The sequence below is a fragment of the Methylobacterium sp. NPDC080182 genome (assembly GCF_050281105.1).
Taxonomy (GTDB): Bacteria; Pseudomonadota; Alphaproteobacteria; order Rhizobiales; family Beijerinckiaceae; genus Methylobacterium.
In genome coordinates, this window is record NZ_JBNNWO010000030.1 from 14638 (window position 1) to 31883 (window position 17246).

Consider the following 17246-nt stretch of genomic DNA (forward strand, 5'->3'; position numbering starts at 1 on the left):
CCCATCGGCGCTGCCGCCCACTGGAGTCATTGAACGCGTGGCCAAAATCGTGAACGTCGCAGATCTCCTGACGGAGACTCTGCAGCAGATCGGCGTCCGGCGCGTCTACGGCGTGGCGGGGGACAGCCTCAACGGCCTCACCGAGGCGATCCGGGCCCGGGGCGTAATCGAGTGGGTCCACGTCCGGCACGAGGAGGTTGCCGCCTTCGCCGCCGGCGGCGAGGCCCAGGTGACAGGTGAACTCTCCGTCTGCGCCGGCTCCTGCGGTCCCGGCAACCTCCACCTCATCAACGGCCTGTTCGACGCCCACCGCACCCGCACGCCGGTGCTCGCTATCGCGGCGCAGATCCCGTCTGCCGAGATCGGCTCGAACTACTTCCAGGAGACGAAGCCCACGGAGCTGTTCCGCGATTGCAGCTGCTACTGCGAGCAGGTCAATTCGGCGGCCCAGCTGCCCTACGTGCTGGAGACGGCGGTGCGCGCCGCCATAGGGCACCAGGGCGTCGCCGTCGTGGTCATCCCCGGCGACGTCGCGCTCCAGGAGGCACCCCAGCGCGCCGTCGCGCCGAATGCCGGCCTGATCCCGCCCCGGCCCAGGATCGTTCCGGCGGACGAGCAAATTGACGCCCTCGCGGACCTCCTCAACGAAGCGAAGAAGGTCACCCTGTTCTGCGGCCGCGGTTGTGCCGGAACGCGGGCCGAGGTGATCAGGCTCGCCGAGGCCCTCAAGGCGCCGGTCGTGCACGCGCTCGGCGGCAAGGAGCATGTCGAGCACGACAACCCCTATGACGTCGGCATGACCGGCCTAATCGGCTTTTCATCGGGCTACGCGGCCATGGAGGCCTGCGACACGCTCCTGATGCTCGGCACGGACTTCCCGTACCGTCAGTTCTTCCCCGAACATGCGAAGATCGCGCAGGTCGACATCCGACCGGACAATCTCGGGCGCCGCTGCCGGATCGACCTCGGCCTTGTCGGCGACGTGCGGGCGACGATCGACGCCGTGATGCCGAAGCTCCGGCCGAAGGGCGAGGACGCCCATCTCAAGGCCTGCCTGAAGCACTACGCTAAGGCACGCGAGGGCCTCGACGACCTCGCCACCGGCAAGGCCGGGCGCAAGCCGATCCACCCGCAGTACCTCGCCCGCCTCCTCAGCGAGGCGGCGGCCCCCGACGCCGCCTTCACGGCCGATGTCGGCACGCCGACGATCTGGGCGGCGCGCTACCTGGCGATGTCCGAGGGCCGTCGGTTGATCGGCTCGTTCGCGCACGGCTCCATGGCCAATGCCCTGCCTCAGGCGATCGGCATCCAGGCGGCCCAGCCCACGCGCCAAGTCGTGTCGCTGTCGGGCGACGGGGGCTTCGCGATGCTGATGGGCGATCTGCTCACCCTGGTGCAGCACGAATTACCCGTGAAGGTCGTGGTCTTCAACAATGGTACCCTCGGCTTCGTCGAGCTTGAGATGAAGGCCGCGGGCTATCTCGAGACCGGCGTCGCGCTGCGCAACCCGGATTTTGCCGCTGTGGCACGAGCCGCCGGCATCCACGCCCTGCGGGTCGAGGATCCGGGCGACCTTGAGGCTGCGATCAGCGAGATCCTCGACCATCCCGGTCCGGCCCTCCTCGATGTGGTCACGAACCGCCAGGAACTCGCCATGCCGCCGAAGATCGAGGCGGCGCAGATGAAGGGGTTCAGCCTTTACATGCTGCGGGCAGTAATGAACGGGCGCGGCGACGAAATCGTCGAGCTCGCCAAGAGCAACCTGCTGCGATGACAGCGGAGGAGCCGCGCCGGGTCTTCGACGAAGGCGGCGCCGTGCCGTCCGGCCCGGTGGGCACCGGACCGCGCGGCATGAGGCCACTCGGCCTGCGCGGCCTCCTCTTCGTTCTGCGCTGCTCGCTGTCCTCCACTGCGGCCTTCCTCATCGCCTCCACACTCGGCCTCGGCCACCCGGTCTGGGCGCTGGTCTCGGCCCTGATCGTGTCCCAGGAAAGCCTGGCCGAGACGCATCGCTCCCTCGGCGGCCGGATCCTGGGGACACTGCTGGGGGTCACGGCCGCCGTCGCGGTCCATGCCGCGTTCCGGTGGTCGGGCCTCGACACCATGGCGGGGCAGGTCGCCGTCATCACGGCGCTCTGCGCCGTCGCGGCTCGAGAGCGTCCTGCGATCCGCGTGTGCATGTGGACCGGCCCCCTCGTGCTGCTGACCGCCACGCCCGAGGCGCCAATCGGCCTCACCGCCCTGCACCGGGGCGGGGAAGTGATCCTCGGCGGGCTCGTGGGCGGCGGGATGCACAGCGCGATCGAATGGTGCGTTCGCCAGGCCCTCGACCGTGGACGTCCGGGAGACGGGGGAACGGGCCGCGCCGGGTAGCGGCGCGCCTCCCGAGAGATGTTTTTCCGCGCGTGATGCGCGACGAGACCACCGAGAAAGAGATCGCGATGCGAGTCGGATTGTTCATCCCCTGCTACATCGATGCCTTCGAGCCCGAGGTCGGCATCGCCACCCTCGAACTTCTGCGGCGGTTCGATCTCGACGTGACCTATCCGTTCGATCAGACCTGCTGTGGCCAGCCGATGGTAAATACCGGCTGCCACGCGGAGGCTGCAGCCACCGAGGCGCTCTTCGTCCGAAACTTCTCCGGGTTCGACTACGTCGTGGCGCCGTCCGGCTCCTGCACCCACCAAGTGCGCGAGCACATGACGGCGATCCCGCAGACCCCAGATGTCGTCGCGGTGCGCGAGCGGACCTACGAGCTGGTCGAGTTCCTGCACGACGTGCTCAAGGCGGACGCCTTCCCCTGGGCCGAGTTCCCACACCGGATCAGCTACCACAACAACTGCAACGCCCTGCGCGGCATCGGCCATGCTCGCCCGTCCGAGCTGCACGCGCGGTTTTACTCCAAACCCCTAGACCTGCTCGCCAATGTCAGGGGTATTGAGGTGGTCGAACTCGCCCGGCCTGACGAGTGCTGCGGCTTCGGCGGCACCTTCTGCGTATTCGAGCCGGCGGTCTCGGCAAAGATGGGCCACGACAAGGTCCGGGACCACGCCCGGGCCGGAGCCGAATACGTCGTCTCAGCCGACTCCTCCTGCATGATGCACCAGCGCGGCTCGGCCGAGCGCCTGGGGCTTCCGCTCAAATTCATCCACATTGCCCAGGTCCTCAACGGAGCCGCAGCATGAGCCGCCCGCAGGAAATGGATCGTCACCGGATGATCCATCCCGATCTCGCGGCCCCCGACGACGAGGCGCCGCGCAGCCCCGACGGCCACCGGCTGGAGCACGGGGCCGGCACGTCCCGGCCGCTGCGTCCGAAGCCGCACGAGCCAGAGCCTCGGGGAGCGCAGGTCCACGGCCAACGACCAATCGACCAGAACGAGGCGGCCGCGCGCTTCATTGCGGCTCCCGAGCACGAGCACATGCACGACGAGCGCCTGTGGGACCTGCGTCAGAAGCGCGACCGGCAGATGCGCGCCATCCCCGAATGGGAGGAGCTGCGCGAGATCGCCTCGCGCATCAAGCAGCACACGCTCAGTCATCTCGATACCTATCTGGAACAGTTCGAGGCTGCGGCGAAAGCCAACGGCGTCCACGTACATTGGGCCGAGGACGGGGCGGCACACAACCGGATCATCCACGGAATTCTGCGTGACCACGGCGCCCAGCGCCTGATCAAGTCGAAGTCGATGCTTACCGAGGAATGCGGCTTGCGCCACTACATGGCGGCCGCCGGAATCGAAGTGATCGAGACGGATCTCGGCGAGCGCATCCAGCAGCTCGACGACGAGGATCCGAGCCACATCGTAGTGCCGGCGGTGCACAAGCTGCGTGCCGACGTGGCCGACGTTTTCGCCCGCACGCTCGGCACCGATCCCGGTAACGACGATGTGCACTACCTCGCGGAGCGTCAGCGCGAGGCGACGCGGCCGCTGATCCTGGAGGCCGATGCCGGCCTCACCGGGGGCAACTTCGCCATCGCCGAGACTGGCAGCGTCGTCGTCTGCACCAACGAAGGTAACGCCGACCTCTCGGCCAACGTGCCGCCGCTGCAAATCCACTCGGTAGGCATCGAGAAGATCATCCCGCAGGTTGCCGATCTCGGAGTCTTCGTGCGCCTCTTGTCCCGCTCGGCGCTGGGCTCGCCGATGACTCAATACACCTCGCATTTCCGTGCCCCGCGGCCCGGCACCGAGATGCACATCGTGCTGGTCGACAACGGGCGCTCGACCCGGCTCGGTATGAAGGAGTTCTGGACCTCGCTCAAATGCATTCGCTGCGGTGCCTGCATGAATACCTGCCCAGTCTACCGGCGCTCGGGTGGGCTCTCCTACGGCGCGACCTATTCGGGTCCGATCGGGCTGATCCTCGACCCAACCTTCGACAAACGCAAATACTCGACACTGCCGTTCTCCTCGACGCTCAACGGATCATGCACCAACGTCTGTCCGGTAAAGATCAACATCCACGAACAAATTTTCGCTTGGCGCAAGGTCTTGTCCGAGACAGGCGAATTGCCGCTCGTCAAGAAAGCGATGATGTCGGCGGCCGGTCAGGTTCTATCCCACCCGGCGCTGTATCGCGCGTCGATCCGAGCGTCGGATTCCGCTCTGCGGGTTCTGCCCCGCTTCGTCGTCTACAACCCGCTTAACACCTGGACGCAGGGACGCGAGATGCCGCCCGCTCCGAAGACCACCTTCCACGATTGGTATGCCGCCAACCACCCGGCCGCCGAGGAAGTACGCAGCCCGGAGACGAAGCCGTGAACGCCCGCGATACCATCCTAGCCCGGATCCGCGAAAATCGGCCTGCGGGCGCGCATCCGCGGCCGGACGTGCCCCGCTTCCCCATGCTCCACGACGGAAGGCCGCTGGAGCAGGGCGAACACGTCGACGTGTTCGAGACTAATCTGAAGGCGATGGGCGGCAAGCCCGCGCCCTCGTGCGAGGACGACATTGCCGCCCTGGTGCGCACGCTGTTCCCGAAGGCTGGCGTGGTGGCCTCCCGTGTCCCGGAACTGGTTAGCGACCTCGACGTCGCGGCCTGCCGGCCGCAGGATCTTGCCTGGGTTGACGTCGCTGTGGTGCGCGCAGCCTTCGCCATTGTCGAGACTGGCTCGATCCTGCTCAGCGAAGAGGAGCTCGGGGTCAACGCGCTCGCCTACTTGGCCCAACATCTCCTGGTGCTGCTCGACCCCGCCGACCTCGTGGCCTCGACCCAGGACGCCTATCACCGGCCTGAGTTCAAGGACCGGCGCTACGCCGCCTTCCACACCGGCCCATCGGCTACCGCCGACATCGAGGGCGTGCTGATCCACGGCGCGCAAGGGGTCCGCTCCCTCACCGTCGCAATGCGTCCCCGAACCTGACCGGTCCCGGAGCCAATCCCGTACTCAACCAGCATAAAGGACAACCAATGAACAAGCGCTCGCACGAAACGCGGGGCGTCGCCCTTATCGAGAACCCCGTCACCAACAAGGGCACGGCTTTCACGCGGCCCGAACGCGAGGCCCTTGGCCTCGAGGGCCTGCTGCCGTCCTCGGTCGAGGATCTCGACCGGCAGGCGGAGCGGGTGGCGAATCATCTCGCTGCCAAGCCGGACGATCTCGAACGCTACGTCTACCTCACGGGTCTGCTCGATCGGAACGAGACGCTGTTCTACCGGGTGGTGATGGACGACCCGATGCGGTTTCTGCCAATCCTCTACGATCCCACGGTCGGCGAGGCTTGCCTGAAGTTCGGACACATCTTCCGCCGCGCCCGCGGGATGTACGTCTCGCTCGAGCACAAGGGCCGCATTGCCCAGGTCTTGCGCAACTGGCCGGTGAAGGAGGTCCGCTTCATCTGTGTCTCCACCGGCGGGCGCATCCTCGGCCTCGGCGATATCGGCGCCAATGGCATGGGTATCCCGATTGGCAAGCTCCAGCTCTACACCGCCTGCGCCGGCGTCCCGCCCGAGACCCTGCTGCCGCTGCTGCTCGACATCGGCACAACCAACGCGGCCCTGCGCGCCGACCCGCTCTATCTCGGCCTGCGCCGCGAGCCACCCGCGAGCGAGGAACTCGACGCTTTCGTGGACGAGTTCGTCGCGGCGGTGCAGGAGGTGTTCCCGGATTGCTGCCTCCACTTTGAGGACTGGAAAGGCACGGACGCGATCCGTTACCTCGCCCGCTACCAAGATCGAGTGCTCTGCTACAACGACGACATCCAGGGAACCGCGAGCGTGACGCTGGCCGGCCTCGCCACCGCCCTCCAGATCAAGGGCGAGGCGCTGCGCGACCAGCGCATCCTGTTCCTCGGCGCGGGCTCAGCCGGTATCGGCATCGCCAACCTGATCGTCTCGGCCCTGGTCGAGGAGGGACTGTCGCCGGAGGCGGCGCGCGCCAAGATCTCTCTGTTCGACGTCGACGGCCTCATCGAGCCAAAGCGCAAGGACCTCTCGTCCGAGCAGCGGGTCTTCGCCCACGAGGCGGCACCGTCCGACGACTTGTTGATGACCGTGAAGGCACTCAAGCCGACTGTGCTGATCGGCGTCTCAACCGCCGGCGGGGCGTTCGACCGCGCGATCGTCGAGGCCATGGCCAAGCTGAACCAGCGGCCGATCATCTTCGCGCTGTCGAACCCGACCGAAAAGGCGGAGGTCTCAGCGCAGGACGCCTATGCCTGGACCGAGGGTCGGGTGCTCTACGCGGCGGGCGTACAGTTCCCCGACGTCGAGATCGACGGCAAGACTTACCATCCGGGGCAGGCCAACAACTTCTACATCTTCCCAGCCGTCGGGCTTGCGGTCTACGCGACGCGGCCGGAGCGGATCACCGACGCGCTGTTCATCGAGGCTGCCCGCGCTAGCGCTGATCAGGTCGGGCCGGACCTACGTGCCAAGGGCATGTTGTTTCCATCCCAGCGCAACATCCTGGATACCGAAATTACCACCGCGGCGCGGCTCGCCGAGTGGATCTTTGACCAGAATAAGGCCACGGTCGAGCGTCCGAAGGACATCCGCGCTTGGCTCGAGTCGCTCACCTATAAACCCGACTATCGTTGAAGGACGAGGACATGTTCCCATTTGATTCGAAGGGTCATCCCGTCGTGCAGGACGTGCCGATCGGCCTCGATGCTCGCGGCACACGCGAGGAGTTCGACTCCATGGGCACCGTCGATGTGCCAGCCGACAAGTACTACGGCGCCCAGACGGAGCGGTCGCTGGTGCACTTCTCCATCGGCGGCGACCGCATGCCTAAGGCGGTCTACCACGCCTACGGGGTGGTTAAGAAGGCCTGCGCCATGGTCAACCAGGCGGAAGGGCGTCTACCCGACTGGAAGGCCGAGGCTATTATACGCGCTGCCGACGAGACCATCATGGGTAAGCTCGACGAGCACTATCCCCTGTTCGTATGGCAGACGGGCTCCGGTACGCAGTCGAACATGAACGTCAATGAGGTCCTGTCGAACCGCGCCATCCAGCTCCTGGGCGGCACGCTCGGCAGCCAGAAGCCTGTGGCCCCCAACGACGACGTCAACATGGGACAGTCGTCGAACGACACCTTTCCGACTGCGATGCACGTCGCGGCAGTCGAGGCCATCGACGCTCGCCTGCTGCCGGAGTTGGATAGGCTCGCGACCGCCATCGAGGCCAGAGCGAACCGCTGGATGGGCGTGATCAAAACCGGCCGAACCCATCTCGAGGACGCGACGCCGCTGACGGTGGGCCAGGAATGGTCCGGCTATGCGGCCCAGATCCGCGCGGCCATCGAGGCCGTCGAGGCCTCAAAGGCCGGGCTCTACGAGTTGGCAGTGGGCGCCACCGCGGTGGGCACGGGGCTGAACGCGCCCAAGGGCTTCTCGAAGGCAGTGGCGGCCAAGATCGCTGAGCTAACAGGGAAACCTTTCGTGACCGCACCCAACAAATTCATGGCGCAGGGTTCGCTCGACGCCATGGTGCGGACCTCGGCGGCGCTGCGTGGCTTGGCGGTTGCGCTGATGAAGGTGGCCAACGATATGCGCTGGCTAGCCTCGGGCCCGCGCTGCGGCCTCGGCGAGCTGAAGCTGCCCGAGAATGAACCGGGTTCGTCCATCATGCCCGGCAAAGTCAACCCGACCCAGTGTGAGGCCATCATAATGATCGCGATCCAAGTGATCGGCGAGGACACCGCAGTGGCCTTTGCGGGGAGCCAGGGCAACTTCGAGCTCAACGCCATGCGGCCGATCATCATCGACAACGTGCTGCACATGATGGGCATCCTGGCCGATGGTGCGGAGAAGTTCCGCATGTTCTCAGTCGAGGGAACGGAGTTGGACGAGGAGCGCATCGGCTCATACGTAGGCCGCAGTCTGATGGTGGTTACGGCGCTGTCGCCCGTCATCGGCTACCAGAAGGCTGCCCACATCGCCGAGAAAGCGCAGGCCGAGGGCACCACGCTGCGGGAAGCGGCACTGAAGTCCGGCAATGTCGACGCTGCTACCTTCGACAAGGTGTGCAACCCGAAGATCATGGTGGGGGTGGGCGTCGCCGGCGCGTGATGCCGGATCCCTCCGATATGGGGTCCGGCCGGCGATCCCAGCCCACAGTGCTTTATCTTTTGGTGTGTTGATCTGGATGAAGACCCTGCGTGGCCTCACATCCTACGAACACGTCATTCAGGCCTGAACGAAAGAGCCCAAACGCTTCAGGCTCGGGCGGCACACCCCATATCGGGACCACACAGCTAGCCCGCCGGGGCGCATAGCGGTCCTCGCGCTCCGGCCTCGGCGAGCTGGTGGGTTAGTTTCAGGAAGCGATGAATCACCGGACTGCGCTCTCCGCGGCGCGTGGCGATGGCGATGGGCGCCGAGAAGGGTGCGTCCGCGATCGGGCGGTAGGCGACTTCGCCGGGGTGGATCTGGCACAGCGAGGCTGGCGTCAGCGTCACGCCGAGGCCGGCGGCTACGAAGGCGATCGCCGTCGCCTTCTCAGGCGCCTCGAAGCGGATCCGTGGCGTGAATCCAGCGCTGAAGCAGCGCTGGATGATCGCGTCGTAGAGGCCGGGCGCGAGGAATCGAGGCCAGAGCACGAAGGGCTCGTCGGCCAAATCAGCGAGACCGACCTGCGCGGCCTGCCGCAAGCGGTGCTCCGGCGGGAGCGCGATCCGCATCTCTTCGTACTCCAAGACCTTAAGGGTCAGGGCTTGAGGTGCCTCAACGGGCGGACGGATCAGCACGATGTCCTCCGTACCTGAGAAGAGGGCGGTGCAGAGCTCGTCTGTCGGCGCCTGCCTCAGCTTCAGCTCGATGTCCGGCAGTTCACGCCGCCAACGGCGGACCAAGGCCGGAATCAAAGGATGGAAGGAGATGCCGGGGGTGAAGCCGATCGCCAGTTCCCCGATCTCGCCCTGCCCGACTCTTTCGATCTGGTGGCGCGTCTCCCGGGCTAAGGCCAGGACTGAACGGGCGCCCTCGAGCAGGATCCGCCCGGCATCGGTGAGTTCCACGTCGCGGGCGTGGCGAATGAACAATTTATGGCCGTATTCCTGCTCGAGCCGCATAATCAGTTGAGAGAGCGGTGGTTGCGAGATCCCAAGCTTGTGAGCGGCTCGCCGGAAGTTTCGCTCCTGGGATAGCGTCATGAAATAATGCAGATGCCGGAAGTCCACGTGTTCTCCTTCTGATTGAATGCTTCCGAACACGCTGCCCAGGACGTAAGGTCGCGCCGCGCCAGCCTGCAGGATCCACAATCAGTCGATGCAGGCTACGGACGAACTGGCTCGGTCCCCGCGCGCGTATATAAGGGTGGCATCGCGCTCACACGTGCTCGGCAGCAGCGCGGCATCGCTGCTGGCCAGGCAAGCGCTTGTCCGTCTCAGGTACGACACGAACTCGGACACGATGACTCGGCTGTCATTGCTGCGGGAAGCGAGGCTGAGCGGAATCTTCAGGGACAGGCCGTCGATCTTCCGCCGCACTGTGCAGCCGAGAGAGAGCCGGCTGAGCGAAACAGGCAGGACCGTCAGTCCCACGCCGGCCGCCGCGAAGCTCAGGAGACTGGTGAGCTGCGGAACTTCCTGGACGATCCGCATCGTAATGCCAGCGCGCACGAACGCACTGATCACGGTATCGTACAGCGTTGGGCTCAGATCGCGCCGGAACATGACGAACGGCTCGTCCTTGAGGTCGGCAGCCGAGATCGCAGACCGCTCTGCAAGGGGATGAGCTGGCGGGAAGATGAGGGCCATCTCCTCCTCGATCAGCACGTAGCAGTCGAGTTCCGTGCCGGGAACCTGCATCGGGCGCACGAACGCCACGTCGAGGCGACCATGGAAAAGACTGTCGCAGAGATCCTGGCTGTTGCCCTCCGAAAGCACAAGATCGATTCCCGGCTTGATCTGCCGGTAAGCCTGAATGACTGTCGGGATCAGTGGGTTGAACGAGGCCGACCCCGTCAGACCTATCTGCAGAGTCCCGATCTCACCGCGCGTACCCCTGTTGACGCGGTCCGGCAGCGCCTCGGCCTCGCCAACCATCTTCGCGGCCGCTTGTTTCAGCACATGCCCAGCACGGGTCAGCTCCAGGGTATGGTGCCGCCGAACGAACAGCCGCGTTTTTAGATCGACCTCCAAGGCCCGCATAGCTCGTTCGAGACTCGCTTGACCAAGATTCAAGCGTTCCGCGCTGAGCTTGTAACTGCCCGTCTCTGCTGTCGTAAGGAAGTAGCGTAGATGTCTGACTTCCATCGTCCGTTCCCAAGAACCGAACGTTGCGTCCGGCGGCAGATTTAGTATGCCCGCAGTGCTTGCATATTCAACGTAGGTCTAGTCCGGGCATGTCACGAAAGCGCGATTCCCGCGATTCTCCGGCTTGAGCGTTAACGTCGCGATCTTGATTAGAACGACGACCAGATATGAGATGTAGGAATGTTGCAGGGCGACAATCTGCCGTTAGTAATCTCTCACGACATCCCCCATCCGAAAAATAAGTTGGCACCGCGCAGCGAGGAGCGCGTCTGTGGACTTGCACAGCAAAAATTGGCTCTTTGTTATTTCGTGTGGTTTAGGAGCCAGGCACACGCTACGTCGCAGGAGGTCGAAGCCGGCCCGGCCATACATCAGCCGCTTGATCAACTTCAGTTTTGTGATCTGTCCCTCGGACTGGGCGTTGCTTCACCGCATCGTCAACGCTGCCCTCACCGCGGCCGCAACATTAAGGAGCCCGCTGGCGAACGTCTGCGCGGCTCGGATGCCGCTTGCCTTCGCCTCGACGATCCAGGCCCCGAAGGCAGACAGACGTCGGATGCGGAGCGCGGCCGATCCGTTCCCATTCGTCCCAGCCTCGCGCACGAGCGCGACGAAGCGCTGGACCAGCCCGTGCAGCGTGGCCGCGTTGGGATCCTGCACGATGGGCGCCAGAAGCGCGCCATCACCCGTGCTCAGCCGGTCCGACGCCACCATCATGATCCAGGCGAGGACCTTCGATCTCGGTAATCGCGCTCGCCGCGCCGGCAGCTCGGCCGAGCCGGGGCCCATTACGACGGGGAGGGCGTCGCGCCAGCGTCGCGGCGTGGTGATCGCGAGCTTCGTCCGTCGGCTCTGCAGCCATTCGTGGATCTGCCGCGAGCCGCCTGCGTAACCGCGTTCGCGCAGAAACTGCAATCCGCTCTCGCATCCCTCGGCACGGCGACGCTCGGGCAACGCGCGGCAGGGGCGCGAAGTGCATGAGGCGCAGCAGCATCGAGGCGCTCGCCGGCATGGAGAGATTTGCCAGCAGGCGCGCACCGGCTCGAGCGTTGATGGCCAATCCGACGCGCTCTTCAGGATCGACTCGTCACACCTCATCCCGGGACCATATACCAGACACGAGATGAGAGGCGCGGCCATGCCGTTCAGCTTCAGTCACGGAAGACGACTGTCCTGGCACCGTTGCCAATAACCCGGCCGTCGAGGTGCCACGCGATCGCACGGGCGAGAACCCGGCGCTCAATATCGCGCCCCTTCCGAACGAGATCGTCGGGCGTATCGTGGTGGCTGATCCGCTCGACGTCCTGCTCAATGATCGGGCCCTCGTCGAGATCGGCGGTGACGTAATGCGCAGTAGCGCCGATCAGCTTCACGCCTCGGGCATGGGCCTGGTGGTATGGTTTCGCTCCCTTGAAGCCCGGCAGGAACGAGTGATGGATGTTGATCGCACGGCCCGACAATTTGGCGGCTAGGTCGTTGGATAGCACCTGCATGTAGCGGGCAAGCACGATGAGGTCGGCGTCTGTCGCGCGGACGAGGTCCCAGACCTGCGCCTCCTGGTCCGCCTTCGTCGCCCGCGTGACCGGGAGATAGTGAAAGGGGACGCCTCCGAAGTCGAGATGGGTATAAGTTTCCTCCGAATGATTCGAGGCTATGCCGACGAGGTCCATCGCCAGCTCTCCCGAGCGCCAGCGGTAGAGCAGATCGGCCAGGCAATGATCAAACTTTGACACGAGGATCAGCACGCGCCGGCACTCATCGCGCCGACGCAGGATGTAGTCGAGGCCGAAGTGCCCGGCGACAGGGGCAAAGCCTGCCTGGATGGCGTCGAGGGTCACGCCCTCTCGCACGACGTTGAAGACCACCCTCATGAAGAAGCGACCGGTGTCGGTATCGTCGAATTGACTGGCCTCAAGAATGTTGCAGCCGGCCTCGAACAGGTTCGCGGCAATCCCTGCGACGATGCCCGGCTGGTTCGGGCAAGACAGCGTCAGAACAAAAGGGTTTGTATTCATGGCGAGATCCTGTTCTTTGGTGAAAGGAACACGATGTGTGAGGAGATAGTTTTGCGATTTGGCCCATGTTGACGTGGTCGTTCGGGTGGACCGGGCTCTTGGAGCCGAGCGTACCGCCGAGGAGCTGGATGGCGCGGTTCGACAGCACCTCGTTGACGTTCATGTTGGACTGGGTGCCGGAGCCGGTCTGCCAGACGAGGAGCGGGAAGTTCGCGTCGAGCTTCCCCGCGATCGTCTCGTCGGCGGCCTGGACGATGGCCTGCGCGCGCCAGTCCTCCAGGCGCCCGGCGGCGTTGACCAGGGCGGCGGCCTTCTTGACGTAGCCGTAGGCGTGGTAGACCCGTTTGGGCATGCGATCGTTGCCGATCGAGAAGTGCTGGAGCGGGCGCTGGGTCTGCGCGCCCTAGTAACCGTCCGCCGGCACGTCGATCCCGCCCATCGAGTCCGTCTCGTGGCGAGTGCCCGTGGTTGCAATGCCGACCGGTATTAGCTGCACCGTCGCATAGATGGTGGAAGCCATGCTTAATTTCCTGTCGTGCGGGAACATAGAATCCGATGCCCCCTGGATCGTTGGAGGCCGCCGCGGCAAGTCCCACGGCAGTTGGATCTTCACAGTTGCCTTCGGGGAGGCCCCAAGTGATCGCTCCATGACAAGACTTGAGGTAGGATCGATCCCGGCCCCTTGGCATCCGGGAAACCCCGTACGGAGAGAAGCGAGGGTGCACGCGGAAAAGGCTCTCGCCATAAGCGGCGAGGTAGTGACCCGATGAAGGATGTATGGAAGCTGTTGGATCAGGAGGACACGTGTTGGATCGAGCCGCCGCGCGTCGTGACCGCCAGCGCCATCGCGCTGGTGCTGGTGCTGCTCGGCATCGCCGGACGCTTCGCGATCATCCCCGTCGTCGGCGACCGCATGCTTTTCCTGCTGTTCATCCCCGGTGTCATCGTCGGTGCGGCATTGGGTGGCTTTCTGCCGGGCATCGCCGCGGCGTTCCTGGGCTCGATTGCTGGTTACATCCTGCTGGCACGCGGCGGCGCGCCGGTTCTGGAGAACCGGATCGAAACCACGCTCTTCGCTACCCTATGCGTGGCGATCGCCCTCGGAGGCGAGCGGCTCCGGCGCACCCGCAAGCGAACGGTCGAGATGGCCCACCGCATCCGCGAGCGTGAGGCTCATCTCCAAGCGGTCCTTGATGCTGTTCCGGATGCCATGATCGTCCTTGACGAGCAGCGACATGTCCAGTCGTTCAGTCCCGTCGCCGAGGCGCTCTTCGGCTGGGCGGCGCGGGACGCCCACGGCCTGTGCGGCCACGTTCTGGTGCCGGCTTTGAAGCGGGTTGAGCCCGGTTCTCACCACGCCGACACCGCGGTCGGGCGCAGGAAGGACGGATCGACCTTTCCCGTCGATTTGTCCATCGGGGAGCTGGTGTCGGGTGGACGCTCGCTCACCGTCGTCTTCGTGCGTGATCTCACGGAGCGCCAGGAGGCCGACCGGCGCCTGCGCCAGCTGCAAGCGGAGGTGGTCCATATCTCGCGCCTATCCGCGATGGGCGAGATGGCCGCCACGCTCGCGCACGAGCTGAATCAGCCGCTCACGGCGATCTCGAACTTCCTCAACGGAGGGCGGCGCTTCCTACAGACGGGGCATGCCCAGGACCGTGCGCTCGAAGCGATGGAAAGGGCTGCCGCCCAGGCGCTTCGAGCTGGACAGATTATTCGCGGCGTACGGGACTTCGTGGCGCGCGGCGAAGGGGAACCGCGCATGGAGAACCTACCCGCTCTGATCGAGGAGGCTGCCGCGCTGGCGCTCGTCGGCGTATCCGAGTCAGGCGTAGATGTTCGCTTCGAACTTGACCCGTCCGCCAGTGTGGTGATCGCGGATAAAATTCAAATCCAGCAGGTTCTCCTTAACCTTATCCGCAACGCGATTGAGGCGATGGACGGTGCCGATGTGCGTCACCTCCTCGTGGCCTCCTCCGAGGTCGAAGAAATGGCGCAGATCAGCGTAGATGATACCGGACCGGGGATCAGCCCCGAGGTCGAAGCGCGTCTGTTTCACCCGTTCACGACCACCAAGGACTCAGGCATGGGCGTCGGACTGTCGATCTGCCGCACGATCGTCGAGGCGCATGGCGGGCGGATCTGGGTGGAGCCGGGACCGCGCCGCGGCTCGTCCTTCCGGTTCACCCTCCCTCTGGCCCGCAACGAGGCCGACGAGGTATGAGCGGGATATTCATCGTCCACGTAATCGACGACGACGAGGCGGTGCGCGAGTCGCTTGCCTTCCTGCTCCTGTCCGCTGGGCATGCCGCGCGGACCTACGCGTCGGCCGATCAGTTCCTGGGCAAGCTCGACGAAGCTGGCTGCGGCTGCATCGTCACAGACATCCGCATGCCTGGCTTGAGCGGCCTCGAACTGATCGCGCGGCTGAAGGAAAGGGGCACGTCACTCCCTATCATCGCGATCACCGGGCACGCGGACGTGCCCATGGCGGTCCAGGCCATGAAGGCGGGCATCGCCGACTTCATCGAGAAGCCCTTCAATGAGGACACGATCCTGCACGCAGTAGACTTTGCGCTTCGCCGCGGGAGCGAAGTAAGCGACAATCAGAAAGCTTTGAAAGCTATCCGTGAACGAGCCACGGCGCTGACTGCGCGCGAGCGGCAGGTGCTCGATAGGCTCGTCGACGGTCAATCCAACAAAGCGATCGCCCGCGAGTTCGGGATCAGCCCCCGGACCGTCGAGGCCCACCGCGCGAACGTGATGACCAAGATGGATGCCGACAGTCTGTCGCAGCTCGTTCGCATGGCGATGGCCCTCAGCGGCTCCCCCTTCGCCGACCCGCCACCCGAACGGTGATCGTGGATCTCCGGCGTGCTCGAGGCGACCGATTGGGTCGCCTCGTGTGGGACGCCGTCAGTTCCTGGCGACGTAGGCCGTCACCATTTTCCGCGGATCGACGATCCGATCGTAATCCGCCGGGGAGACGAAGCCGAGCTTCAACGCCGCGTCCCGCAGGCTGAGGTCGTTATCGCTCGCGTAGTGGGCGATCTTCGAGGCTTTGTCATAACCGATCGCCGGCGCGAGCGCGGTCACGAGCATCAGGGAGCGATCAACGTACTCCTTGATCTTCTTGAGGTTCGGCTTTGTCCCTTCGACAAGAAATTTGCGGAAGTTCGTGCATCCGTCGGCCATGAGCCGAGCGGATTGCGTAACATCGAAGATCATGACCGGCTTGTAGACGTTCATCTCGAGGTAGCCGCTCGCACCTCCGAACCCGGTGGTGACATCGTTGCCCATGACCTGGATCGCGATCATGGTCAGAGCCTCGGCCTGAGTCGGATTGACCTTCCCGGGCATGATCGATGAGCCAGGCTCGTTCTCGGGGATGATCAACTCGGCGAAGCCCGCGCGGGGTCCGCAGGACATCAGACGGATGTCGTTGGCGATCTTGTACAACGACACTGACAGGGTACGCAGCGTCCCGGACATATGAACCAGCGCGTCGTGCGCGCCCTGCACGGTGAACTTGTTGGGCGCAGTGACGAAGGGGAGGTTGGTCAGGCGCGCGATCTCCTTGGCGACCGCCTCGGCGAAGCCAGGCATCGCGTTCAGCCCAGTGCCAACCGCGGTGCCGCCCAGGGCCAGTCGGTAGACCCCCTTCAGGGCGTCGTCGAGCCGCTCGAGGTTGTCGTCCAGCATACCGGCGTAACCTGACCATTCCTGACCGAGCGTAATAGGAACCGCGTCCTGCATATGGGTGCGCCCGATCTTGATGATATCCTTCCACTCTTCGGATTTCGCTGCGATCGCATCCCGCAAGCCTCTTACGGACGGCACCAGCGTCCGCCTGACGGAAATTGCCGCGGCCATGTAGGCAGCGGTCGGGAAGGAATCGTTCGACGACTGCGACATGTTCACGTGGTCGTTCGGATGAACAGGGGACTTGCTCCCGAGCGATGTTCCAGCGATCTGGCAGCACCTGTTTGAGATCACCTCGTTCATGTTCATGTTGAACTGCGTACCACTACCGGTCATCCAGACGTGCAGGGGAAACATGTCGGCGTGCTGTCCGGCCAGGATTTCGTCGCAGACTTGGACGATGAGCTTGTGTTGCGGTTCACCAAGGCGCCCCTCGGCAGCGTTAACGTTGGCGGCTGCCTTCTTGAGCGTCGCGTAACTCGGGATCATTTCCCTCGGGATTAGGTCGGTGCCGATGCTGAAATGCTCGAGGGACCGCTGCGTCTGAGCGCCCCAGAGCTTGTCGGCCGGAACCCTGACCTCACCCAAGCTATCGGTCTCGAGACGGAAGCCGCCGCCGTCGGATGTGGGCGGGGCGGTCGGCACGGTTGCGGCTCGCGAGCCGACGTCGGCGCTATCTGACGCGGAGGCCACGGTAGGCGTGACAGCCCCGGCGGCCAAGCCGATCGACGCTATCAGGCCAGTCTTGAGGAGATCTCTACGTTCCATGGCATGTTCACCTTTGCTTCGGCTCGTAAACGCCGATCGCCTTTCCATTTCGGTCAA

The 17246-nt window shown here is 64.8% G+C and carries 13 protein-coding genes and 2 pseudogenes; 9 read left to right on the plus strand and 6 right to left on the minus strand.

Annotation, left to right across the window (positions count from 1 at the left end):
* Positions 1–46 precede the first annotated feature (46 nt).
* The 7 genes from poxB to ACQKQD_RS31280 all read left to right on the plus strand — a co-directional run bounded on the left by poxB (position 47) and on the right by ACQKQD_RS31280 (position 8518).
* Positions 47–1774, plus strand: a complete 1728-nt coding sequence (gene poxB / locus ACQKQD_RS31250; RefSeq protein ID WP_427510595.1) for a ubiquinone-dependent pyruvate dehydrogenase — start codon at positions 47–49, stop codon at positions 1772–1774.
* The gene (locus ACQKQD_RS31255; RefSeq protein WP_427510578.1) at positions 1771–2373 is read left to right on the plus strand and encodes an FUSC family protein; all 603 of its coding nucleotides are present in this window, start codon (positions 1771–1773) and stop codon (positions 2371–2373) included. The genes poxB and ACQKQD_RS31255 overlap by 4 nt, the downstream gene beginning before the upstream one ends.
* Before the next feature lie 68 nt (positions 2374–2441).
* Complete coding sequence (locus ACQKQD_RS31260) at positions 2442–3185, plus strand: (Fe-S)-binding protein (protein ID WP_427510596.1); 744 nt, start codon at positions 2442–2444, stop codon at positions 3183–3185.
* Positions 3182–4765: a lactate utilization protein B gene (locus ACQKQD_RS31265; protein ID WP_427510579.1), complete on the plus strand. Its 1584-nt coding sequence runs from the start codon at positions 3182–3184 to the stop codon at positions 4763–4765. Before ACQKQD_RS31260 ends, ACQKQD_RS31265 begins: the two co-directional genes overlap by 4 nt.
* Complete coding sequence (locus tag ACQKQD_RS31270; protein ID WP_427510580.1) at positions 4762–5367, plus strand: LutC/YkgG family protein; 606 nt, start codon at positions 4762–4764, stop codon at positions 5365–5367. Before ACQKQD_RS31265 ends, ACQKQD_RS31270 begins: the two co-directional genes overlap by 4 nt.
* 47 nt (positions 5368–5414) lie before the next feature.
* Positions 5415–7043, plus strand: coding sequence for an NAD-dependent malic enzyme (locus ACQKQD_RS31275; protein WP_427510581.1), 1629 nt, complete (start codon positions 5415–5417; stop codon positions 7041–7043).
* An 11-nt stretch (positions 7044–7054) separates the two neighbouring features.
* Positions 7055–8518, plus strand: a complete 1464-nt coding sequence (locus ACQKQD_RS31280; RefSeq protein ID WP_427510597.1) for a class II fumarate hydratase — start codon at positions 7055–7057, stop codon at positions 8516–8518.
* A 185-nt stretch (positions 8519–8703) separates the two neighbouring features.
* Here ACQKQD_RS31280 and ACQKQD_RS31285 read toward each other — a convergent pair whose 3' ends face one another.
* From ACQKQD_RS31285 to ACQKQD_RS31305, 5 genes and pseudogenes are all read right to left on the minus strand, one after another.
* Complete coding sequence (locus ACQKQD_RS31285; RefSeq protein ID WP_427510582.1) at positions 8704–9627, minus strand: LysR substrate-binding domain-containing protein; 924 nt, start codon at positions 9625–9627, stop codon at positions 8704–8706.
* Positions 9628–9708: 81 nt separating this feature from the next.
* Positions 9709–10704, minus strand: a complete 996-nt coding sequence (locus ACQKQD_RS31290) for a LysR family transcriptional regulator (RefSeq protein ID WP_427510583.1) — start codon at positions 10702–10704, stop codon at positions 9709–9711.
* Between the two features lie 318 nt (positions 10705–11022).
* A pseudogene (locus tag ACQKQD_RS31295) lies at positions 11023–11670 on the minus strand (transposase); the annotation flags it as partial.
* Positions 11671–11855: 185 nt separating this feature from the next.
* Entirely contained in the window at positions 11856–12719 is an 864-nt protein-coding gene (gene purU / locus ACQKQD_RS31300) for a formyltetrahydrofolate deformylase (protein WP_427510584.1), read from the minus strand.
* 58 nt (positions 12720–12777) lie between these two features.
* Positions 12778–13239: pseudogene (locus tag ACQKQD_RS31305) on the minus strand (lyase family protein); the annotation flags it as partial.
* A gap of 246 nt (positions 13240–13485) precedes the next feature.
* On the opposite strand from ACQKQD_RS31305, the gene ACQKQD_RS31310 reads away from it, so the two are divergent.
* Together ACQKQD_RS31310 and fixJ are read left to right on the plus strand one after the other, a co-directional pair.
* Positions 13486–14943 (plus strand): ATP-binding protein, encoded by a 1458-nt coding sequence (locus ACQKQD_RS31310; RefSeq protein ID WP_427510585.1) that lies wholly within the window; start codon positions 13486–13488, stop codon positions 14941–14943.
* Positions 14940–15578 carry a response regulator FixJ gene (gene fixJ / locus ACQKQD_RS31315; protein ID WP_427510586.1) on the plus strand — a complete coding sequence of 213 codons (639 nt, stop codon included), beginning with the start codon at positions 14940–14942 and terminating at the stop codon, positions 15576–15578. The genes ACQKQD_RS31310 and fixJ overlap by 4 nt, the downstream gene beginning before the upstream one ends.
* Before the next feature lie 57 nt (positions 15579–15635).
* On the opposite strand, the gene fumC is transcribed toward fixJ, so the two are convergent.
* Positions 15636–17189, minus strand: coding sequence for a class II fumarate hydratase (fumC, locus tag ACQKQD_RS31320; protein ID WP_427510598.1), 1554 nt, complete (start codon positions 17187–17189; stop codon positions 15636–15638).
* Positions 17190–17246 lie beyond the last annotated feature (57 nt).